Genomic DNA, 19,905 nt, shown 5'->3' with positions numbered 1-19,905 from the left:
GAGTCTAGTGCGTGGCCCGCCCCTGACCTGGCGTTTCGTGGCTTGGATTGCATCAGATGCATGAATCGTGCATCTGATGTAGCCTCTTGGTATGGGCCTGAACGACGAACCTCCGCCGCTGTCGGGCGGCGTGCTGCCGTTGGGGAACGTCTCGTTGCTGAGGCCAGCGGAGCAGTTCTTCGATGAGATGTTGGCGGGCTGGACGACGCAGCAAACCTCGCGGATGCTGGCGGCGCAGACGATCAAGACCAGGGCCTCGCAGGTGCGCCGGTTCGCCGACTTCTGCAACACCCCTCCGTGGGAGTGGTCCCCGGCCGATGTCGAGGAGTGGACGACCTCGCTGGTGTCGGGTCCGCGGCCGTTGGCGGTCTCGACGGTGCGGGCGTATCAGAACGCGGTGGCCTTGTTCTGCGACTACCTGATCGACCACCGCTACGGCTGGGTCGACCGCTGCGTCGACCTGTTCGGCACGCACCCGACCCAGGTCTGCCATGAGTGGAACACTGTCATCCACACCAGCGACCACGAGGCACGCCCTGCGGTCCGGCCCTTGTGTCGGGCGGAGTTGCAGGCGTTCTTCGACTACGCCGACGATCTGGTGGATCGGGCGCGTTCGTCGGGCCGGAAGGGATGGCAGACGCTGTTCCGCGACGCGACCTTGTTCAAGACGATCTACGCCTTCGGGCTGCGCCGCCGCAAGGCAGCGATGCTTGACCTGCACGACTTCACCCGCAACCCGCAGGGCTGGGAGTTCGGCCGGTTCGGGGTCTGCAATGTCCGCTGGGGCAAGGCGATGAAAGGGTCACCGCCTCGCCGTCGGGCGGTGCTGGCGGTGTTCGACTGGACCCGCCCCGTCATCGAGGAGTACGTCACCGAGGTCCGGCCCCGGTTCGACATCGCGAACGAGTCGATCCTGTGGCCGACCGAGCGACAGACTCGCATCCGCCTGGAGCACATCGACGACCGGTTCGCTGACTGGCGTGACGACCTCGGCCTGGACCCGGTGCTGCATCCGCATTGTCTGCGGCACTCCTATGTGACGCATCTGATCGAGGACGGCTTCGACCCGCTGTTCGTGCAGCAGCAGGTCGGGCATCGCTGGGGATCGACCACCGCCCTCTACACCGGCGTCTCCGGGGACTACCGCAACCGCACGCTGCGCCGCGCCCTGGATGCGGCGTTCACTCCACCGGAAGCGATCGAGGGAGGATCACGATGACCAAGACCGTCGCCTACCACTGGCACCTGCGCAAGATCATGGGCGAGCACGGCATGTTCGCCACCACCGACCTGGTGCCGCTGCTGGCCGACCGGGGCGTGGTGATGAACGCCAGCCAGGTCTACCGGATCGTCAGCGGAACCCCGGAGCGGATGAACATGCAGCTCCTCGCCGCGCTCTGCGACATCTTCGGCTGCACGCCGAGCGACCTCATCGAGCCCTACGTCGCCGCATCGTCGCGGCGGGGCCGCAAGACCGGCACCACCGACAAGGCCAAGCCACCGACGAGCGGGAGTAAGAACCGCCCGACGCGCGCGGTCATCAAGCCCGCTGGGGACTGAGCGACCGAGTGGCGTCCACGATCGTCCTCGGCACCTGCTTCCGCTGCGGACGGGTGAAGAACCTGCGCTGGAACCATGCCCTGGACCGGGGCGAGTGCCGGGCCTGCCGCGCCCGCCGCGCACAGCACGAGCTCTGCACCGGCTGCGGCAGAACACGGCGGGTCAACGCCCGCACGAAGGATGGCGGGGCGGTCTGCGTGACCTGCTACGCCCGCACCCGAGCGGCGGAGGATGCCTGCGACGACTGCGGCAGGGTGGGGCCGCTCGCCACCCGAGCCAGCGGCACGAGCGGCCCATCGGCGCGAAGTCTCTGCGCCCGCTGCTACCGCAACCCGCACCGTCCGTGCGGGGTCTGCGGCAGGTCGCGGCGGGTGGCGTTGAAGGCCACCGCCACGAGCCCGGATGTTTGCCCGACCTGCTACCAGGCGCCGGTGATCGACTGCTCGATCTGCGGCCAGCACGCCCTCGGTCGCCGCACCACGAACCACGGCCGGCCCCGCTGCTTCGCCTGCCAAGCCACGCAACGCATCGACGCCGCACTCACCGGGCACGACGGGATGATCCGGCCTGAGCTGATCCCGGTGCGCGACGCGCTGGTGGCGACCGAGCGGCCGCGGTCGCTGCTGAACAACTGGCACAACCTCGCCAGCCTGCACCTGCTCACCGACATCACCCAGGGCAGGATCGAACTGAGCCACGACGGCCTGGACGCCATGCCGCAGGTGTTCTCGGTGACCTACCTGCGCGCCATGCTCGTCACCGCCGGCGCGTTGCCGTCCCGCGATGAGAACGCCGCCCGGCTGCACCGCTACGTGAGCGACATCGTCGCCGAGGTGAGCGATCCCGAGCTGCGCGGGATGCTGTCCCGCTACGCACGCTGGCAGGTCGCCGGCCGCGCCAAGACCAACCGGCACGGAGTCATCTCTGCCGCGACCGCAGACCGCTGCCGGCGCGATATCCAGACCGCCAAGGGCTTCCTCGATCACCTTGCCGTCCACGGCCACGGCCCCGACGACTGTCCGCAAGCCTGTCTCGACGCCTGGCTGGTCACCGACCGCAGCGGACGGCTGGACTTCATCCGCTGGCTCAAACGCGGCGGCCACCTGATCCGATGCGCACTGCCCCACCCGGTGCCCCAGAAGAACCCCGGCCACGAGGTCGACCCCGAAGCCCAGCTCGCCCTCGCCCGCCGCCTCCTGCACGATCCCGACGCCGCCAGCACCGAGGACCGCGCCGCGGCCTGCTTGATCCTGCTCTACGCCCAGCCCGTCGCCAAGATCGTCGCCCTCACCACCAACGACCTCCTCACCCGCGACGACGGAACCTACCTGCGCCTGGGACCCGAGCCGATACTGCTCATCCCGCCCCTCGACGGGCTGCTCACCGCACTGCCGGCCGCCAAGCCCTTCGGCACCGCGAGCACCCTGGCCGATGCCCGGTGGCTGTTCACCGGCAAGAACGCCGGCACCCACCTGCATCCCGCCTCGCTCATGGCCCGGATGAACCGACTCGGGATCAGAGCACGGGCCAGCCGCAACACCGCAATGCTCCACCTGGCCTCGACCACGCCACCGGCGGTGTTCGCCGAACTGATCGGGATCAGCATCGGCAACGCGACCCGCTGGGCCGAACTCTCCGGCGCCTCCTGGAACCGCTACGCCGCCCAACACCGATAACCGACAACCATCGACAACGCCCTGGCCCAGGTCAGCAGGACGAGCCGACTCCGGCCCGCAATGACTGCGGATCAAGCACGCCGCTGAGCATCGCCAGCGTCTCGGGGACGATCGCGTAATAGGCCCACTTGCCGCGCTGCTCGCGGGTGACCAGCCCGGCGTCGACGAGCTGCTTCATGTGATGCGACACCGTGGGCTGGGACAGCCCGACCGGCTCGGTCAGATCGCACACGCACGCCTCGGCACCGGACTGCGCGGCGATCATCGACAGCAGCCGAACGCGCGTGGGGTCGCCCAGCGCCTTGAACGTCCGCGCCAACCGCTTCGCGTCGTCTGCCTCCATCACGCCCGCGGTCACCGGCGCGCAGCACCCGGCAGCGTCCGTGGTCAGCAGCGGAAGCGAAGTCGTCATGCCTTCACACTACCCAACGCATTGACATCTGTCGATGCATCGACCATTATCGATGTGACTTGATTCCTTCCGACACGAACGGAGCACACCATGACCGAGAACACCGAGAACGCCAGCGAGAGCGCCGGGCTGCGCGAGCAGGTCCGCGCCCGCTACGCCGGAGCCGCGACCGCGGTCAAGGCCGGCACCCGCAACGCGAACCTGCTGGTCGAGGACTCCTGCTGCGGCCCCGCCGCGTCCTCGTGTTGCGGCACCACCGCCGAGCGGAGCTTCGGCGCGAGCCTCTACGACGACGCCACCACCGCCGGGCTGCCCATCGAGGCAGTCGAAGCCAGCCTGGGCTGCGGAAACCCGACCGCGGTCGCCGACCTCCACGAGGGCGAGCGAGTCCTCGACCTGGGCTCCGGCGGCGGCATCGACGTGCTGCTTTCGGCCCGGCGCGTCGGGCCTACCGGGTTCGCCTACGGGGTGGACATGACCGACGAGATGCTGGGCCTAGCCCGTGAGAACGCGGCCAAGGCGGGCGCGAGCAACGTGGAGTTCTTGAAGGGCACCATCGAGGACGTGCCGCTGCCCGACGAGTCCGTGGATGTGGTGATCTCCAACTGCGTCATCAATCTCTCCACTGACAAGCCCGCCGTCCTCGCCGAGATGTTCCGCGTCCTGGCCCCCGGCGGACGCATCGGCATCTCCGATGTCGTCGCCGAAGACCACCTCACCCCCGAGCAGCGGGCCGAGCGCGGCTCCTACGTCGGCTGCATCGCCGGAGCCCTCGCCAAGACCGAATACCTCGACGGGCTCGCCGCAGTCGGGTTCACCGACGCCACCGTGGAGTTCACCCACGAAGCCGCCGACGGCATGCACTCCGCGATCATCCGCGCCACCAAGCCCGCCGGCTGAGCTCCACGCCGGCGCCCGACGTGACCGACGCAGCCCTTGCCGCGCCCTCCGCTCGCGCGATGCCAACGCGCGGCGGGCTGGTCGGCGTCGTCGCCGCCGAAGCGACCGGGACCGCGCTACTGGTCGCGGCGATCATCGGCTCGGGTATCGCCGCCGACCAAGCCTTCCCCCACAGCCCTGGACTGGCGCTGCTGGTCAACGCCATCGCCACCGGCGCCGCCTTGGCCGCGCTCATCGCCCTCGGTCAGGTCTCGGCCGCGTTCTACCCGCTCGTCACGCTCGTGGCCCGCGCCCGGCGGGACCTCTCGACCCGGCAGGCGGCCGCGGCGATCGGAGCGCAACTCACCGGGGCCGCGCTCGGGGTGACCCTCGCCAACATCATGTTCGCCCTGCCGCCGCTCACGCTCGCGACCGCTGAGCGCGCGGACGGGCCGGTGCTGCTGGGCGAGTTCATCGCCACCGTCGGGCTGCTCCTGGTCGTCGTCCTGACCGCCCGCACCCGCGATCCGCTGCGCGTCGGTGTCGCGGTCGGCGGCTACATCACCGCAGCCATGTGGTTCACCAGCTCGACCGCGTTCGCCAACCCCGCCGTCACCCTCGCCCGCATCGGCACCGACACCTTCACCGGCATCAACCCCGCCTCCGCGGCGATGTTCCTCGCCGCCCAAACCCTCGCGCTGCCCGCCGCTTACTTCCTCGCCCGCCTCATCACCAGGAGCACCCCATGACCGAGAACACCCCGACCGTGCTGTTCGTCTGCGTCCACAACGCCGGACGCTCCCAGATGGCCGCCGGCCTCCTCACCCACCTCGCCGGGGATCGCATCGAGGTCCGCTCCGCCGGGTCCGAGCCCGCCGACCAGCTCAACCCCGCCGTCGTCGCCGCGATGGGCGAGGTCGGCATCGACATCACCGCCGAACAGCCCAAGCTGCTGACCACCGATGCCGTCCAAGCGGCCGATGTCGTCATCACGATGGGCTGCGGCGACACCTGCCCGATCTTCCCCGGCAAACGCTACGAAGACTGGGAACTGGACGACCCCGCCGGCCAGGGCATCGAGGCCGTCCGTCCGATCCGGGACGAGATCGAACGCCGCATCCGCGACCTCATCACGCAACTCACCTGACCGCCCGGCCGTCGCAGGAGCGCCTGACGCACCTGCACGGCATGAAGCTCGCAACACTCACCAGGTTTCATCGAAGCGTGGAACCCCGGCTATTCCGGCACTTCGATCATCCGACCCTGCCGGTGAACTAGCTACATGACAGACGCCAGCTCGGAGCCCTTTTTTGAAGCGCTTGTCCATCTGGTGCAGACCTCAGAGGTTGTCATAGATCGTCCGCGCGGCACGACACATCCGCGCATCCCAAATGCGATCTATCCGGTCGACTATGGGTACCTTGAGGGAACCATGAGCGCCGATGGCGATGGAATCGATGTATTCGTCGGAACCGATGGCAGCGCCGGAGTCGTAGCGATTCTCCTAACCGTAGATCGGGCAAAGCGAGACACCGAGGTCAAGGTTCTCTTGAACTGCACGCCCGGCGAAGTGAGCAAGGTGCAGCGATTCGTGAAGGACGTGCTGAAGATCGGCGGGTTATTGGTGGAGAAGCCTTGACATATTGAGTACCTCGGCCTGATCCAGCGATTCGCGTGATCTGCGGCGCTCAATCCATCGAGCAGGCGACCTTACGATATCTGGGACAAAGTGGCTGCGGTCAACGTGCGACACTATGCGCTCTCGGGCGTGTTCATCGAGGCTATCCGTGTTCGCATTCGTAGCAGAGGGAACGATGCCGCGGTTCCGACGGCGAGGATGCTGGAAGTGGTGAGGACGGACTGCACACCTGTCCAGTTCGCGAGCACGGCGGCGAGCGCGGAGCCGACAGGCAGGGCACCCCAGCTGATCACTCGGGATGCCGAGTAGACGCGCCCGAGGAGGGCACCGGGGGTCTGCTCCTGTCGGATGACGGCGACCAGGATGCGCCACACGCTCGATCCGGCGCCGGCGAGCACGATTCCGCTCGCGATCGCCCACAGCGGCGCGCCGATCGCCGCTGGCAGTACGAGCAGCACCGTGCCGACCAAGTCGGCGAACAGCAACGTCGGGACAGACACGATTCTGCGGAGCTTCGGGATGAGGATCGCGGCCGCGATGCCGCCGATCGACATCGCAGCGATCAGCCAGCCGTAGCCGACCGGGCTCAGCGCCAGGGGGCCAGGGTCGACCGCGTATACGACGAAGACGGCGAGCCAGGCGCTCCATACGAGGTTCATGGTGGCGGTGAACGCCGTCAATGGCCGGAGTACGGGATGTCGCCACAGGAAGACGAGTCCATCCCGGACTCGACCCTGATCGGTGGACGGCTTTCGTGGCTCGCGCTGTGATCGGCGCCGGAGCGTGCGGAGCAGGAACACGCAACCGAGCGCAGTGACCGCGTAGAGCGCACTTCCCGTCGCTGCGGCGAGCGTGGCGGACACGCTCACGAGGGCGCCAGCGAGCGGCGGACCCGCGAAGGCGTTCAGCGTGTTTGCCGTCGCTTCGAGCCGGCTGTTCGCGCCGGTGAGCAGCGGGGCGGTCACGAGGCGTGGCACGGATGCCGTGATCGCCGTGTCGACCACGGTCTCGGCAACTCCGTAGACCAGCGCTGCGGCGAACACGGCAGGCAGCGCAGTCACGTCGGCCACGATCGCCCAGGTCAGCAGCGCCAGTGCGCCTGCCCGCATCATGTTTGCCGCCAGCAGCAGGCGTCCCACCGAGACTCGATCAACGACCCATCCGGCGTGCAGCCCCACGAACGGCCACGCCACCGTCGCCACCGTTGCGACCAGGGCGACTTCGGCCGCGCTCGCACCGGCGGCGAGGGCGATCAGCGGCAACGCGGTCAAGACGACGCCGTCGCCGAGATTCGCGGATGCCGTGGTCAGCCAGAGCACCCGGAACGGACCAGACATGCGCACCATCTAACCAGTGTAAGCTATGTTACCGGTTAGGTTTCGCGATAGACTGATCCGGTGGACTCCACTGAGCCTGAACGCCTCGATCATGTGGCCGGCTCGTTGTGCCTGGAGCTGGCGAACACGATCCCGAACCGGATGGTGGTCACCGACCGAGACTGGCTGATCGACCCGGGCGTCGAGGCATGGTCACGCTCCGTCGGACTGCCCACGACCGGAGGCTCGCAGCAGAAGGAACGCGATGACCTGATCGCGCTCCGCGATGCGATCTACCGCACCTTCGCTCCGCTCGCCAGGCAGGAGACGCCACCAGCGGACGCCGTCGACACGCTCACATCTCTGCACGCGCACGGCCTGATCGACTTCGGCTACGAGGTGACCGCGGGGGCCGCATCGCGGCGCTGGCCGACGCGGGTCAGCCACCCGGTTCTGGTCGCCCGGATCGCGACGTCAGCGATCGACCTGCTCACCGACCCACAGCTCGAACGCGTACGGGAGTGTCCCGGTTGCGGCTGGCTCTTCATCGACGCAAGCCGCAACCGTAGCCGCAGATGGTGCTCGATGGAGACCTGCGGCAACCGCAGCAAGGCTCGACGCCACCAGAGCCGAGCAAGGACCATCAGCACTCCCAACCACTCATAGCCCCACGATTCCCTGCAACTCACTTGAGTTGCCCTTGCTCGTCTTGCTAGTGTCATGCGCCAGCAATTCACTACCTATGTTGTGGAATGGGGTATGGCCGTATCACCCGGCTCGGCGCGCAGCGTCGCGAGGTCGGAGAGCGCGTCCCCGCCGAGCGCAACGGTGATCGCGAGGTCGAGGATCACCTTGCCCGGATCGTGCCCCGCGGGCCGGCGCCGCCACCGCCCTAATGCAGCCGACAGGGCCCGATCCAGGCCCGCAGCGCGCACGGTCTCCGTCAACAGCACACCACCCGCGTGACCGACCGGGGGCACGTCCGCCGTGACAATATGAGGGCGTGGATACGACCCGGTAGTCTTCACCCTGAAGGTGCTCCTCGAACTGAGCGACTACGGACTCTAGACAAGTCCTATCCTCCCAGATCAGGAGCACTTTCCACGTTCACAACACGGACACCGGCGACCTCACCAACGAAAGCCCGAGACTAGCCTGAGTCAACTGGCGCACCTGTCAGGCATGAGCCTCCACCTTCTCGCGAACAGTCCTGGCTCCTACTGCCGGGGGCCACTCTGCCACATCGATCATCCGACTCTCTGGGCGGGCTGATCGAGGATGGGTGTCTTTCCCGATTTCGACGGGCTCGGCGGCATCGGCGGCCTCCGCGCCGTGGTCGGTGCGCTCCTGACGTTCGTTCTGATCGTCGCCGTGCTCATGTTGATCGTCTCGGCGATCGTGTGGGCCATCGCGACGGCTCACGGCAACTACGCGACCGCCAGCAAGGGACGCATCGGCGTCCTCGTCGCCGTCGGTGCCGCCGGCCTCGCCGGAGGCGGCGTGGCCTGGATGAACTGGCTGCTCAACCTGGGGCAACAACTCTGACGCCAAGACAACTTAGAGCCTCTCGATGCCCACGTCCTCACCGGCGTGGGCATCGTCGTCTCCGCTTCGAGGGGTCACGGGGTGCACCTGTCGCGTGTACCCCGTCTGCGAGTCCGCGGGCGGGCCGCCCGTCGCCAAGGAGACCCACCGTGTTCGATCTGCTCGCCAACGTCACGTCCGCGCCGCTGCTGGTGCCGATGGACATCAACATCGACCCCAACACCAACGGCCTGCCGGGGATCAACCAGCTGCGCACCATCGTCGGCGCCGTGATGTCCATCGGCCTCATCCTGTCTGTGCTGGCGTTGATCGTGTCTGCGATCGTGTGGGGCTTCGGCGCGAACTCCTCCAACCCGCACCTCGCTTCGCGCGGGAAGATCGGCGTCCTCGTCTCCTGCGGCGCGGCGGTGATCTGTGGAGCGAGCGTGACGCTCATCAACTTCTTCTGGAACGTCGGCCAGTCCGTCTGACCCGCCTCATCGTCGAGAGCTGGTGTTCGTGATGGGCGTGTGCGACGTTCCCGTGATCTCCTCAGTCTGCGATGCCGTCGGCGAAGGAGCCGCGTCGTTGGTCGCGGCCCCGTTCGACTGGCTCGCCCAGGCGATGGGTGCCGCCGCCGGGTGGCTGTTTGAGGCGGTCTGGTCGGTCTTCGACACCACGACTCTGGTGGATGTCACCAAGCCCGGCTACATCGCCGTCTACAACCTGCTGTTCGGCATCGCGGTCTTCGTGATGCTGATCTTCTTCTGCCTCCAACTCATCACCGGCTTGATCCGCCGCGACCCCACCGCCCTCACCCGGGCCGCCCTCGGACTGGCGAAGTCCGTGCTCGGGTCGTTCGTGGTCATCACGTTGACGGCACTGCTGCTGGAAGTCGTCGACCAGTTGTGCATCGGGACCGTGCAGGCCGCCGGGGAGACCACCGAGTCGATGGGCGACAAGATCGCTCTCCTCGCCGCAGGGCTGGTCGGCATCAACATCGCCGCTCCCGGCGTGGGCGCGATCATCACGATCTTCATGGCCGGCCTCGCGATCACCGCCGCCGCGATCGTGTGGCTGTCCCTCCTCGTCAGGAAGGCACTCCTGCTGGTGGCGGTCGTGTTCGCGCCGCTCGCGTTCTCTGGCGCCTCGTGGGATGCCTCGCGGGGGTGGATCGGGAAGTGGGCGATGTTCGTCGTCGCGCTGATCTGCTCCAAGCTCGTGCTCGTCGTGATGTTCCTTGTCGCGATCACCCAGGTCTCGGCACCGATCGACGCCGATCTCGCCTCGGTCAGTGATCCCATCGCGGGGATCGTGCTGATGGCGATGGCCGCGTTCGCGCCGTACCTGACGTACAAGTTCATCGCGTTCGTCGGGTTCGACATGTACCACGCGATCGGCTCCGAGCAGGATGCCAAGAGCGCCCTCAACCGCCCGATCCCGGTGCCGACCAAGCCGCAAGGCGGCGGCGACCCGAAGAGGGTGCTCGACGGAACCAGCAGCGGCGGGAACGCGGGCGGAGGTTCCGGCGGAGGTAGCAGCGCACCGCCACCGCCAAAGACCCCAGCACCGGCACCCGCCGCGAGCGGCGGAGGCGCAGCCGGTGGAGGCGCCGCAGCAGGTGGCGGCGCAGCGGCAGCCGGCCCCGTGGCCGCCGGCCCCGTGGCCGCCGGGGTCGTGGTCGGCGCGAGTGTCGCCAAGGGTGCAGCGACCGCCGGCCCAAAGGCCGGAACCGCGCTGGGAGCCCAGGGCGAGCACGCCGCCGACGCAGCCGCGCAGACACCGCCACCGCCCGCAGCCTCACCTGCGGCACCGCCGTCGAGCCCTGCACCACGACCGCCGAGCACCGACCCGTCACCGCCGCCGAAGCAGCCCCCGCCGCCCGCGCCACGCCCACCGAAGGAGTAGACGATGAGCAGCACGAACCACGACCGTCCCGCCGCGGGCGAACTCGTGCCGGTGAAGTTCTCCCGCCTCACCCGCCGCGGTGTCCTCCTCGGCCTGTCGCTGACCCAGCTCATCACGCTCGCCATGGGCGGTGCCACGCTCATCGGCGCGTTCTACGCCGGCGGCGGCATGCTCCTCGCCTACACCGCGCCCATCTGGGTACTGGCCGCCGCGCTGACCTGGATACCCATCTCGGGCCGGCCCATCGTGGAGTGGCTGCCCATCGCGTGCTGGTGGCTGTGGCGCACCACCGGCGGGCAACTGCTGTACCGGCGCAGGATCGTCGTCCCGCGCCCCGTCGGTACCCTCGCCCTGCCCGGCGACATGGCGCGACTGCGCGAGTACACCGACCCCGACACCGGCGCCGGGATGATCCACGACCCCCACTCGGCCACGTTGACCGTGGTGTGCGAGGTTACCCATCCCGCGTTCGTGCTCCTCGATCCCGGCGAGCAGGAACGCCGCGTCAGCTCCTGGGGCCGCGTGCTGGCCACGGTCTGCCGCTCCGGGCGGATCGCCACTCTTCAGGTCTTGGAGCGCACGCTGCCGGACTCTGGCACCGGACTGGCCGAATGGTGGGCCACCCACGGCACCCCGGACGGATCATGGGCAGCCGACACCTACGCCGAACTCATCGACCGCGCCGGACCCGCCGGCGAACGCCACGCCACCACACTCTCACTGTCACTCGACATGAAGACCAGCGCGCGGCAGATCAGGACTGCGGGCGGTGGGATACGCGGTGCCGCCGCCGTCCTGCGGCAGGAAATGAACACCCTCGTCGCCGCGCTCCGCTCCGCCGACCTCTCGCCCTCGGGATGGCTGACCCCGGGGCAGATCGCGGTGATGCTGCGCTCCGCCTACGACCCAGCCATCGCTGCCACCCTGGAGCGGCACGGCAGGCTCGGCCAGTCGCTCGCGACTGCGGGGCCGGTCGCAGTCACCGAGACCTGGGGACGGCTGCGCACCGACTCCGCCCAGCACGCTGTGCTCTGGGTCAGCGAGTGGCCGCGGTCGCTGGTGTATCCGGGGTTCCTGTCGCCGGTGTTGCTGTCCACCGGCATCCAACGGTCGTTCTCGCTGATCTGCACCCCCATGCGCTCCGACGCTGCGGCTCGCGACATCCGCAAGAAGAAGGTCGAGCACATCTCCGACCAGGCCCAGCGGGCCAAGATCGGCCAGATCGAGGACGCCTCGCAGACCGCCGAGTACCACGACGTGCTCCAGCAAGAAGCCGACCTCACCGCCGGACACGGCATCCTCCGCTACACCGGCCTCGTCGCGGTCTCCGCATCCACCGTCGAGGAACTCGATGCCGCAGTGGCCGCGATCGAGCAGGCCGCGATCCAAGCCTCCTGTGAGACGCGGCTGCTCGTCGGCCAGCAAGCCGCCGCATTCACTGCCGCCGCGCTCCCGCTCTGCCGGAAGGTATAGGGCTGCGATCCTGACGCTCGAACTCAATCAGCAGACGGATGCATCTCGCCGACTTCAGAGGCCATAGTTCGTCTGCCAGTACTCCGCCAACTTCCGTTCGATCTTGGACTTGATGGGGTACAGCTCGGCACGCAAGACCTTCTCGTCGGCAGACAAACTCTTGCCCGCCTCAATCTTCGCTTCGATCCTGTCGAGTACCTCTGTGATCGCCTCCAAGCTGATGCTGGCGGCAGCGTCATAGCCCTCAACGATGAGGCCCAATTGCCCGTTCCGTCTTCCGGTCTCAATCGCGTCGATCATCGCGTCGCCCCAGCTTCCCATCGGGCACCTCCTGGTAGTCCTTCACCCCATGATCTCATTTGGGCCATGCCGCCGGGCAGCTTGCAGTCGCACCTCTTGGTAGCCACGGCGCGCCGCTGCCTCTGACTCACGTCGGCTGGGCACGTAGGCGCACCTCCAGGACACACAACGTGTCAGGAGGTCCACCATGCCCACGTTCTTCGATTCGACTGCCGACGCCGCAGAGGCACCCGAAGCCTTGCGCGGACTCGCTCACGCGAGCCGGGGCTTCGATCAGCCCGCCGAGATGTATGGGGTGATCGGTGATCTCTCCTCGGGGATGCGCTCGCTGCGGCAGGCGCTCGACCAGATCGCTGATGTTCACGAGCGCAAGGCCGCGCACGCCTTCAACGACGCCGGGAGCCACGAGGCAGGAGTGCGGGACGCTCGCGCTGCTGCAGAAGAGCTTCGTCAGGCGGCGAGCCTGATCGACCGGGCGTACGACCGGCTCGCGGAAGGGTTCATCGCGGCGGGGCGGATCGCCTGGCGCCCCGAGCCCGCCGTCGAGGAGGCCGCGCGGTCGCGGTGGGTCAGCGTGGTATTCCTCCAGGGCGAGGAGGCCGGCCGGCCGTTGCGCATCCTCGGCGAGCTGGGGCATGTCGATGCGGTGGACTTCCTCGCGCAGTGGGACTACGGCGACGAGACCACGCAGGCCGCGCTGGAGAACGGATACGTCTACGACGAGCCCGGCGAGGGCACCAACGACCGGGTGGCGATCTCTGGTGACTACGCGCTGGTCGTCAACCCGCACGTCGGCTACGTCTCGCTCCTGCGCCGCTACACCGAACCGGAGGCAGAGCGCCCGGACGCCGAACAGGTCGGACCGGCTCCGGTGCAGCCGGGGCCGGAGCTGCTGGTGTCGTACTCGTCGCCGGGCGCTTCGCCGCGGGCCGATGTGCCCGCGGCGAAGCGGGATGGGTCATGGTTCGAGCCGGCCAAGATCACGGCGGTCAAGCAGGCGCGGGGGCTGGTGCGGTGACCGAGAATCGCGCACGGCTGCACACCGCCGTTCTGGTCGCACCGTCGAAGGAGCGGCGCAAGCTCCGCAAGCAGCGCCGCAAAGCCGAGGCCAGGCTCCACACCGAGCAGCGAAGGACCGCGATCGCCGCCGCGAAGGCAAAGGCCGAGGAGGAGCGCGCCGAGCGCCGCGCGACGGTCTATCTACCGAAGGCCGGCGAGCCGGGTGCTGCGCGGTTGCGCACGCCGGGTCGGTTCCATTTGACGCGGCATCAGGACACGTCGGCGACGCTGGCGGGTGCGTACCCGTTCGTCGCCGAGGGCGGTCTCGGTGCCGATGGCGTGTTCGTCGGCCAGGACCTCTACTCCGGCGGGAGTTTCGTCTACGACCCGTGGGTGCTCTACGCACGCGGCATCATCACCGCACCCAACGTGGTGCTGGCGGGGATCGTCGGCTCAGGCAAGTCCTCGCTGGCCAAGTCCCTCTACACGCGGTCGCTGCCGTTCGGGAGGCGCGTGTACGTGCCCGGCGACCCGAAGGGCGAACACACCGCCGTCGCCAACGCCGTCGGCGGCAGAGCCATCGTCCTCGGCCACGGCCTCAACACTCGCCTGAACCCGCTCGATGAAGGCCACCGGCCCAGCGGCCTCTCGGACGAGCAATGGGCATCGACCGTCGCCGCGCGACGCCGTGACCTGATCGGCGCGCTCGCAGAGACCGTGCTCGCGCGCGGGTTGTCGCCGTTGGAGCACACCGCGATCGACATCGCCCTAACCCAGACGGTGCGAGAGAACGACGTGCCGATCCTGCCGATGGTCGTCGATCACATCCTCAGCCCGAGCACCGATGCCGACGGCAGGCTGGCCGAAGACGGCAGGCTCGTCGGCCACGCACTACGCCGGCTCGTCGCCGGCGACCTGGCCGGACTGTTCGACGGGCCTTCCACGGTCGCGTTCGATCCGTCGTTGCCAATGATCTCGCTCGACCTCTCGCGGGTCACCGAGAACTCAACCCTGATCTCGGTGTTGATGACCTGCTCGTCGGCGTGGATGGAGTCCGCGCTGCTCGACCCGAACGGTGGGCAGCGGTGGGTGATCTACGACGAGGCCTGGCGGCTCATGTCCCACCCGGCGCTGCTGCGGCGGATGGATGCACACTGGCGACTCGCCCGGCACTACGGCATCGCGAACATGCTGATCTTCCACAAGCTCACCGACCTCGACAACGTGGGAGACCAAGGCTCCGCCATGCGCTCCCTGGCCAACTCACTTCTCGCAAACGCCGAGACGCGGATCGTGTACCGGCAGGAGTCCGACCAACTCGGACCGACCGCGACCGCACTCGGCCTGACCGGCACCGAGCAGCAGCTCTTGCCGAACCTCGGCGTCGGCCAAGGACTGTGGCGGATCAAGGCCAGGAGCTTCGTCTGCCAACACCAGCTCCACCCCGACGAACTCGCCCTGTTCGACACCAGCAGCCGCGCAGCGGGAATTCCCCGCAAGTTCAGGATTCCTGAAGTCGATTCGGCGTGAATATGCGGGTCGAGAGGTCGCTGGAGCGTGTGTGAGTGTGCGTGTTCGCGGAAGATGCAACCTCAGCCTGGCTTCTTGCCGGATCACCAGGGGTGCGGCGTTCGACGAGGATGGTGTCGCGCCAGCGGCCGGCGTGCGGGCCGTAGTCCATACTGGCGATGCGTTCTCGCCTGCCGACGGTGCGGAATCCGGCGCGCTCGTGAAGGCGCAGACTTGTGGTGTTTTCGGGGAAGATTGAGGATTGGACCGTCCAGACGCCCGCGTGGTCGGCGACGGCGAGGAATGCGGTCAGGAGCCTGGAGCCGGCGCTTTGTCCTGCAGCATCCGGGTGGATGTAGATCGAGTGTTCGACGACGCCCGCATAGGCGGTCCGTGTTGAGGTGGGGGCCGCGGCGACCCATCCGATGACCCGATCTGCGGAGTTGAGGGCTACCAGGCTCAGCTCGGAGCGTTTGCAAGTGATGAACGCGGCCCAGTTCGCGGGCGGCAAAGCTTCGAAGGTGGCGTGCCCGGTGGCGATCCCGGCTTGGTAGATGCTCGCGACCTCGGGCCAGTCGGACTCGACCATCGGCCGGAACCGGGAATCTGGCGTCAGGAGAGGAACGCCCGCGCGGCAGTGGCGAGCGTGTCGGTTGTGGGCTGGTAGTAGGCCCACTTACCGCGTTGCTCGCGGGTCACGAGTCCGGCTTCGACAAGGAGCTTCATGTGGTGTGACACGGTCGGCTGCGACAGTCCGACGGGTTCGGTGAGGTCGCACACGCACATCTCGCCCTCGCTGCTGCCGACGATCATCGCCATGAGCTTGACCCGGGTGGGGTCGCCGAGCGCTTTGAACACCCGGGCGAGCTGCTGTGCGGTCGCATCGTCGAGCGGTTGGCCCGGGATGCAACAGGTCGAGGCTTCGGGGGTGCTCACGATGGTCGCGGGAAGGGTGTTCATGGCTCCATTCTGCCCTACGCATTGACATCTGTCGATACGTGAGGCAGGCTTGCTCATATTGAAGAACGTCAATGCATGGAGGTTGGGTATGGTTTCCGTCGTCGTTATCGGTGCAGGCCCGCAGGGGCTCGCAGCGGCCGCGCATCTACTGGAACGCGGATTGAACCCGCTCGTGCTGGAGGCCGGTGATGGTCCGGGGGCAGCTGTTGCGGAGTGGGGACATGTGCGGCTGTTCTCGCCGTGGACGGAGCTCACCGATGCGGCGTCTCGTCGCCTGCTGGAGCCGACGGGGTGGGTGGCGCCGGAGAAGGGCTATCCGACCGGGGCGCAGTGGATCGAGGGGTATCTCGCTCCGCTTGCGGACGCGCTGGGCGACCGGGTCCGGTATGGGGCTCGTGTGGTCGGCGTGGCGCGCAAGGGGCGAGATCTCGCGGTCGATGCCGGGCGAGCGGAGCAACCGTTCGTCGTGCACGTCCGCCGCACGGATGGTGGGCAGGAGCGGATCGAGACCGACGCGGTGATCGACGCGTCGGGCACCTGGTACACCCCGAATCCCGCGGGCGCTGACGGTCTCCCCGCGCTCGGCGAGGAGGCTGCAGTCGATGCGGGGCTGGTGGAGCATCGCATGCCCGCGATCGACGATGCCCTGGGCTTGGCCGGTCAGCATGTGGTGGTGGTCGGCAACGGTCATTCTGCGGCGACGACGATCGGGATACTGTCGCGGGTAGCGAAGCGGGTGCCGGGGACGCGGATCAGCTGGGTGCTGCGCCGCGGCACGGTCGGCAACACGTTCGGCGGCGGGAGCGGGGACGAACTGCCCGAGCGCGGTGCGCTGGGTCAGCGGGCGAAGAAGGCGGTCGAGGACGGGCTTGTGGATCTCGTCACCGGGTTCCGTACCGAAGAGGTAGCGGTCGAGGACGGGCAGGCTGTGCTCCTCGCGAAAGACGGCCGCCGTTTGGAACCGGCATCGCGCGTGTTCGTCGCGACCGGGTTCCGGCCTGACCTGTCGTTCCTGTCCGAGATCCGGCTCGATCTCGACATGCGGTTGCAGGCTCCGGCGAAGGTCGCTGTCGAGGTGGACCCGAACCTGCATTCGTGCGGCTCCGTCCGTGCCACGGGAGCGGCGGACCTCGCACACCCGGAGCCGGGGTTCTACATCGTGGGGGCGAAGTCGTACGGGCGGGCGCCGACGTTCCTGGCTCTGACCGGGTTCGAGCAGGTCCGCAGCGTCGTCGCGGCGATCGCCGGCGACCGTGAGGCTGCCGCGCGCGTCGACCTCGTCCTGCCGGACACAGGGGTGTGTGGCGGGTCTGGCCTGTTCGACGCCCCGGACGATCAGGCGGCCTCGGACTCGTGCTGCGCGCCCGCGCCGCAGCTGGTCCAGATCGGCGCGAGGACCACGAGATGAGCCGGGGCCGCCTGCTGATCGTCGGCGGCGGGCAGTCCGGCCTCGCCGCAGCCCGCACCGGACGCGACCGGGGCTGGGAACCGGTCGTCCTGGAGGCCGGTGACGAGCCGGTCGGGTCCTGGCCGTGCTACTACGACAGCCTGCGCCTGTTCTCCCCACGCCGGTTCAGTTCCTTCCCCGGGTATCGGTTCCCCGGTGACCCGGACGGCTACCCAGGGCGCGACGAGGTCGTCGAGTACATCCGCGGATACGCCGACCAGCTCGGCGTCGAGGTCCGGACCAATGCCCGCGTCGTCGACGTCACCGCCGACGGGCCGGCGTTCACGGTGGAGTTGGTTGACGGGAGCAGCCTGGTCGGCGACGCGCTCATCGCCGCTTCCGGTTCGTTCGGCAATCCCCACGTGCCGTCGATCCCCGGCCGGGAGGCATTCGAGGGTCGTGTTCTGCATGTGGCCGACTACCGGTCGCCGGAGGAGTTCGCCGGGCAGCGGGTCGTGGTCGTCGGCGCGGGCAACTCCGCCGTGCAGGTGGCCCACGAGCTCGCCGAGCACGCGGAGACGTCGCTGGCGGTGCGGGACCGGGTCCGGTTCGCGCCGCAGATGATCGCCGGACGCGACCTGCACTGGTGGCTGCGCCTCACGCGCGCCGACCTGCTCCCGCCATCGGTCCTCGAACGGCTCGTCACCGGCACCCCGGTGATCGGGACCGACACGTACAAGCGGGCGCTGGAGGCGGGCCGGCCCGACCAGCGGCCCATGTTCACCGCGTTGTCCCCGGACGGGGTCGTGTGGCCTGACGTCTCCCGGGAGCAGGTCGACGCCGTGATCTTCGCGACCGGCTACCGGCCGCACCTGACCTACCTGACCTCGCTCGGCGTCCTCGACGGGGCCGGCAGGCCGAGGCACGACCGCGGTGTCTCGACCGCGCTGCCGGGGCTGGGCTTCCTCGGCCTGGAGTTCCAGCGGTCGTTCTCCTCGAACACGCTGCGCGGGGTCCACCGCGACGCCCAGCACGTCGTCGACGCCCTGACCAGGCTGCCGCGGGGTGCCGCCGTTGCCTGAGTGAGCCCGGACCCCGCCCATCGCTGGGAGCGGTGCTGGCGGCGCTGTGCGTAACCGAGATCGTCTCCTGGGGGCTGCTCTACTACGCCTTCCCGGTGCTCGCGCCACGGATCAGCGCCGACACCGGCTGGTCCTCGATGGCCGTCACCTCGGCGTTCTCGGCGGCACTGGTGGTCTCGGCGCTGGTCGGGGTGCCGATCGGCCGCGTCATCGACCGGCGCGGACCGCGGCTGGTCATGACGGTCGGGTCGGCCCTTGGAGTCCTGGCTCTCGTGGTGATCGGCACGGCATGGAGCCTGCCGGTCTTCGTCGCCGGCTGGGTGCTCGCCGGGGCCGCGATGGCCGGGGTGCTCTACCCGCCGGCGTTCGCCGCGATCACCGGCTGGTTCGACGCACGCCGCCTCGGGGCACTGGCCACGCTCACGCTCGTCGCGGGCCTGGCCAGCACGGTCTTCGCGCCGCTGACGGCGACCGCCGGCGAGCAGCTGGGCTGGCGGGCGACCTACCTGTGGGCGGCAGCCACCCTCGCCGTCGTCACAGTGCCGGCCCACTGGCTCCTGCTGCGACACCCCTGGCCCGCGCGCGGGCATCGCGACGCGCCCGCCGCCGACAGCGCCCATGCCGTCGCGGTCCTGCGCAGCGCGCGGTTCTGGCTGCTCACGGGCGGTTTGACCGCGGCGTCGCTGGCCATGTACACGGGCCTGCTGGCCCTGGTCCCGCTCATGCTCGAGCGCGGCCTCGACGCCCGGGCCGCAGCCTGGGTGCTCGGCCTCGGGGGCGTCGGCCAGGTCGCCGGACGCCTCGTCTACACCGGCCTGGCGCACCGGGCCTCGCTGACCGCGCGCACCGCCGCCGTGTTCATCCTGGTGACTGCGAGCACGCTGGTCCTGGCCGTGGTGCCGGGCCCGGTGGGCCTGCTGATTGCGGCGTCGATGCTCGCCGGAGTCGGCCGCGGGATCGCCACGCTGCTGCAGGCGACCGCGATCACCGACCGCTGGGGAGAGCGCGCCTACGGCCACCTCTCCGGCGTCCTCGGCCTCCCGGTCCTGCTGGCCGCTGCCCTCGCCCCGTTCGCCGGGGCCGTCCTCGCCGAGGTGACCGGGAGCTGCGCGAGGGCATTCGCCGTCCTGACCGCCCTGGCTGCAGTCGGGACGGCCCTGATGATCGCCAGCGCGTGGACGAGGGCCTGCGCGGAGCAGCCACTCCTCCCGCCGCGTGGCGTTCATAGTCGAAGTTGAGGTTATCGGAGCCGACAATAGGTCAGCGTTCACTGTATAGTTC

22 protein-coding genes and 1 pseudogene are annotated in these 19,905 nt (G+C 68.9%); 17 read left to right on the top strand and 6 right to left on the bottom strand.

Annotated elements, in window-relative coordinates; all coding sequences use genetic code 11:
- Positions 1 to 91: 91 nt before the first annotated feature.
- The 3 genes from MLP_RS18185 to MLP_RS18175 are packed head-to-tail and all read left to right on the top strand — an operon-like array spanning position 92 to position 3,236.
- Positions 92 to 1,219: a tyrosine-type recombinase/integrase gene (locus MLP_RS18185; protein ID WP_013864622.1), complete on the top strand. Its 1,128-nt coding sequence runs from the start codon at positions 92 to 94 to the stop codon at positions 1,217 to 1,219.
- Positions 1,216 to 1,560 (top strand): helix-turn-helix domain-containing protein, encoded by a 345-nt coding sequence (locus tag MLP_RS18180; RefSeq protein WP_013864621.1) that lies wholly within the window; start codon positions 1,216 to 1,218, stop codon positions 1,558 to 1,560. Before MLP_RS18185 ends, MLP_RS18180 begins: the two co-directional genes overlap by 4 nt.
- Positions 1,561 to 1,568: 8 nt before the next feature.
- On the top strand, positions 1,569 to 3,236 hold the full coding sequence (locus tag MLP_RS18175; protein WP_013864620.1) for a hypothetical protein: 1,668 nt from the start codon (positions 1,569 to 1,571) through the stop codon (positions 3,234 to 3,236).
- Between the two features lie 31 nt (positions 3,237 to 3,267).
- Here MLP_RS18175 and MLP_RS18170 read toward each other — a convergent pair whose 3' ends face one another.
- On the bottom strand, positions 3,268 to 3,648 hold the full coding sequence (locus MLP_RS18170; RefSeq protein ID WP_013864619.1) for an ArsR/SmtB family transcription factor: 381 nt from the start codon (positions 3,646 to 3,648) through the stop codon (positions 3,268 to 3,270).
- 90 nt (positions 3,649 to 3,738) lie between these two features.
- On the opposite strand from MLP_RS18170, the gene arsM reads away from it, so the two are divergent.
- The 4 genes from arsM to MLP_RS18150 all read left to right on the top strand — a co-directional run bounded on the left by arsM (position 3,739) and on the right by MLP_RS18150 (position 6,166).
- Positions 3,739 to 4,548, top strand: a complete 810-nt coding sequence (gene arsM, locus MLP_RS18165) for an arsenite methyltransferase (RefSeq protein ID WP_013864618.1) — start codon at positions 3,739 to 3,741, stop codon at positions 4,546 to 4,548.
- Between the two features lie 59 nt (positions 4,549 to 4,607).
- A complete protein-coding gene (locus tag MLP_RS18160) occupies positions 4,608 to 5,276 on the top strand; it encodes an aquaporin (protein ID WP_049804779.1) in 669 nt (222 codons plus the stop codon).
- Entirely contained in the window at positions 5,273 to 5,674 is a 402-nt protein-coding gene (locus tag MLP_RS18155) for an arsenate reductase ArsC (RefSeq protein WP_013864616.1), read from the top strand. The genes MLP_RS18160 and MLP_RS18155 overlap by 4 nt, the downstream gene beginning before the upstream one ends.
- 135 nt (positions 5,675 to 5,809) lie before the next feature.
- The gene (locus tag MLP_RS18150; RefSeq protein ID WP_013864615.1) at positions 5,810 to 6,166 is read left to right on the top strand and encodes an inorganic diphosphatase; all 357 of its coding nucleotides are present in this window, start codon (positions 5,810 to 5,812) and stop codon (positions 6,164 to 6,166) included.
- A 113-nt stretch (positions 6,167 to 6,279) separates the two neighbouring features.
- Here MLP_RS18150 and MLP_RS18145 read toward each other — a convergent pair whose 3' ends face one another.
- Positions 6,280 to 7,512 (bottom strand): MFS transporter, encoded by a 1,233-nt coding sequence (locus MLP_RS18145; protein WP_013864614.1) that lies wholly within the window; start codon positions 7,510 to 7,512, stop codon positions 6,280 to 6,282.
- A gap of 51 nt (positions 7,513 to 7,563) precedes the next feature.
- Between MLP_RS18145 and MLP_RS18140 the strand changes: the two genes are divergently transcribed.
- Positions 7,564 to 8,148, top strand: a complete 585-nt coding sequence (locus tag MLP_RS18140) for a CGNR zinc finger domain-containing protein (protein ID WP_013864613.1) — start codon at positions 7,564 to 7,566, stop codon at positions 8,146 to 8,148.
- Positions 8,149 to 8,255: 107 nt separating this feature from the next.
- Here MLP_RS18140 and MLP_RS18135 read toward each other — a convergent pair.
- Positions 8,256 to 8,510, bottom strand: a pseudogene (locus MLP_RS18135) (IS1380 family transposase); the annotation flags it as partial.
- A gap of 250 nt (positions 8,511 to 8,760) precedes the next feature.
- On the opposite strand from MLP_RS18135, the gene MLP_RS18130 reads away from it, so the two are divergent.
- The 4 genes from MLP_RS18130 (at position 8,761) to MLP_RS18115 (ending at position 12,387) form a co-directional block, all read left to right on the top strand.
- On the top strand, positions 8,761 to 9,027 hold the full coding sequence (locus MLP_RS18130; protein ID WP_013864611.1) for a DUF6112 family protein: 267 nt from the start codon (positions 8,761 to 8,763) through the stop codon (positions 9,025 to 9,027).
- A gap of 149 nt (positions 9,028 to 9,176) precedes the next feature.
- Positions 9,177 to 9,497 (top strand): DUF6112 family protein, encoded by a 321-nt coding sequence (locus MLP_RS18125; RefSeq protein ID WP_013864610.1) that lies wholly within the window; start codon positions 9,177 to 9,179, stop codon positions 9,495 to 9,497.
- Positions 9,498 to 9,528: 31 nt separating this feature from the next.
- Positions 9,529 to 10,914: a hypothetical protein gene (locus tag MLP_RS18120; RefSeq protein ID WP_041792916.1), complete on the top strand. Its 1,386-nt coding sequence runs from the start codon at positions 9,529 to 9,531 to the stop codon at positions 10,912 to 10,914.
- 3 nt (positions 10,915 to 10,917) lie between these two features.
- Positions 10,918 to 12,387 (top strand): PrgI family protein, encoded by a 1,470-nt coding sequence (locus tag MLP_RS18115; RefSeq protein ID WP_013864608.1) that lies wholly within the window; start codon positions 10,918 to 10,920, stop codon positions 12,385 to 12,387.
- A gap of 54 nt (positions 12,388 to 12,441) precedes the next feature.
- On the opposite strand, the gene MLP_RS18110 is transcribed toward MLP_RS18115, so the two are convergent.
- A complete protein-coding gene (locus MLP_RS18110) occupies positions 12,442 to 12,708 on the bottom strand; it encodes a hypothetical protein (RefSeq protein WP_013864607.1) in 267 nt (88 codons plus the stop codon).
- Between the two features lie 166 nt (positions 12,709 to 12,874).
- Here MLP_RS18110 and MLP_RS18105 point away from each other — a divergent pair, with 166 nt between their 5' ends.
- Together MLP_RS18105 and MLP_RS18100 are read left to right on the top strand one after the other, a co-directional pair.
- Entirely contained in the window at positions 12,875 to 13,705 is an 831-nt protein-coding gene (locus tag MLP_RS18105) for a hypothetical protein (protein ID WP_013864606.1), read from the top strand.
- Positions 13,702 to 15,216, top strand: a complete 1,515-nt coding sequence (locus MLP_RS18100; protein ID WP_013864605.1) for an ATP-binding protein — start codon at positions 13,702 to 13,704, stop codon at positions 15,214 to 15,216. The genes MLP_RS18105 and MLP_RS18100 overlap by 4 nt, the downstream gene beginning before the upstream one ends.
- On the opposite strand, the gene MLP_RS18095 is transcribed toward MLP_RS18100, so the two are convergent.
- Positions 15,188 to 15,784, bottom strand: coding sequence for a GNAT family N-acetyltransferase (locus MLP_RS18095; protein ID WP_013864604.1), 597 nt, complete (start codon positions 15,782 to 15,784; stop codon positions 15,188 to 15,190). The genes MLP_RS18100 and MLP_RS18095 overlap by 29 nt on opposite strands.
- 23 nt (positions 15,785 to 15,807) lie before the next feature.
- Positions 15,808 to 16,155, bottom strand: coding sequence for an ArsR/SmtB family transcription factor (locus MLP_RS18090; protein WP_013864603.1), 348 nt, complete (start codon positions 16,153 to 16,155; stop codon positions 15,808 to 15,810).
- An 88-nt stretch (positions 16,156 to 16,243) separates the two neighbouring features.
- Here MLP_RS18090 and MLP_RS18085 point away from each other — a divergent pair, with 88 nt between their 5' ends.
- From MLP_RS18085 to MLP_RS18075, 3 genes are read left to right on the top strand one after another with little or no spacing between them, the layout of a single operon-like run.
- Positions 16,244 to 17,563, top strand: a complete 1,320-nt coding sequence (locus tag MLP_RS18085; protein ID WP_013864602.1) for an FAD-dependent oxidoreductase — start codon at positions 16,244 to 16,246, stop codon at positions 17,561 to 17,563.
- Positions 17,560 to 18,624: a flavin-containing monooxygenase gene (locus tag MLP_RS18080; protein ID WP_013864601.1), complete on the top strand. Its 1,065-nt coding sequence runs from the start codon at positions 17,560 to 17,562 to the stop codon at positions 18,622 to 18,624. Before MLP_RS18085 ends, MLP_RS18080 begins: the two co-directional genes overlap by 4 nt.
- A gap of 32 nt (positions 18,625 to 18,656) precedes the next feature.
- The gene (locus MLP_RS18075; protein WP_013864600.1) at positions 18,657 to 19,862 is read left to right on the top strand and encodes an MFS transporter; all 1,206 of its coding nucleotides are present in this window, start codon (positions 18,657 to 18,659) and stop codon (positions 19,860 to 19,862) included.
- Positions 19,863 to 19,905: the final 43 nt, after the last annotated feature.

The organism is Microlunatus phosphovorus NM-1, from assembly GCF_000270245.1.
GTDB classification, from domain to species: Bacteria; Actinomycetota; Actinomycetes; order Propionibacteriales; family Propionibacteriaceae; genus Microlunatus; species Microlunatus phosphovorus.
This window is presented reverse-complemented; position numbering and strand designations above follow the sequence as displayed.

Coding starts and splice junctions, on each gene's coding strand:
- MLP_RS18095 (WP_013864604.1), bottom strand. CDS start 15,784: ATGGTCGAGTCCGACTGGCCCGAGGTCGCGAGCATCTACCAAGCCGGG.
- MLP_RS18105 (WP_013864606.1), top strand. CDS start 12,875: ATGCCCACGTTCTTCGATTCGACTGCCGACGCCGCAGAGGCACCCGAA.
- MLP_RS18110 (WP_013864607.1), bottom strand. CDS start 12,708: ATGGGAAGCTGGGGCGACGCGATGATCGACGCGATTGAGACCGGAAGA.
- MLP_RS18150 (WP_013864615.1), top strand. CDS start 5,810: ATGACAGACGCCAGCTCGGAGCCCTTTTTTGAAGCGCTTGTCCATCTG.
- arsM (WP_013864618.1), top strand. CDS start 3,739: ATGACCGAGAACACCGAGAACGCCAGCGAGAGCGCCGGGCTGCGCGAG.
- MLP_RS18130 (WP_013864611.1), top strand. CDS start 8,761: ATGGGTGTCTTTCCCGATTTCGACGGGCTCGGCGGCATCGGCGGCCTC.
- MLP_RS18115 (WP_013864608.1), top strand. CDS start 10,918: ATGAGCAGCACGAACCACGACCGTCCCGCCGCGGGCGAACTCGTGCCG.
- MLP_RS18155 (WP_013864616.1), top strand. CDS start 5,273: ATGACCGAGAACACCCCGACCGTGCTGTTCGTCTGCGTCCACAACGCC.
- MLP_RS18185 (WP_013864622.1), top strand. CDS start 92: ATGGGCCTGAACGACGAACCTCCGCCGCTGTCGGGCGGCGTGCTGCCG.
- MLP_RS18085 (WP_013864602.1), top strand. CDS start 16,244: ATGGTTTCCGTCGTCGTTATCGGTGCAGGCCCGCAGGGGCTCGCAGCG.
- MLP_RS18090 (WP_013864603.1), bottom strand. CDS start 16,155: ATGAACACCCTTCCCGCGACCATCGTGAGCACCCCCGAAGCCTCGACC.
- MLP_RS18170 (WP_013864619.1), bottom strand. CDS start 3,648: ATGACGACTTCGCTTCCGCTGCTGACCACGGACGCTGCCGGGTGCTGC.
- MLP_RS18145 (WP_013864614.1), bottom strand. CDS start 7,512: ATGGTGCGCATGTCTGGTCCGTTCCGGGTGCTCTGGCTGACCACGGCA.
- MLP_RS18080 (WP_013864601.1), top strand. CDS start 17,560: ATGAGCCGGGGCCGCCTGCTGATCGTCGGCGGCGGGCAGTCCGGCCTC.
- MLP_RS18180 (WP_013864621.1), top strand. CDS start 1,216: ATGACCAAGACCGTCGCCTACCACTGGCACCTGCGCAAGATCATGGGC.
- MLP_RS18160 (WP_049804779.1), top strand. CDS start 4,608: ATGCCAACGCGCGGCGGGCTGGTCGGCGTCGTCGCCGCCGAAGCGACC.
- MLP_RS18120 (WP_041792916.1), top strand. CDS start 9,529: ATGGGCGTGTGCGACGTTCCCGTGATCTCCTCAGTCTGCGATGCCGTC.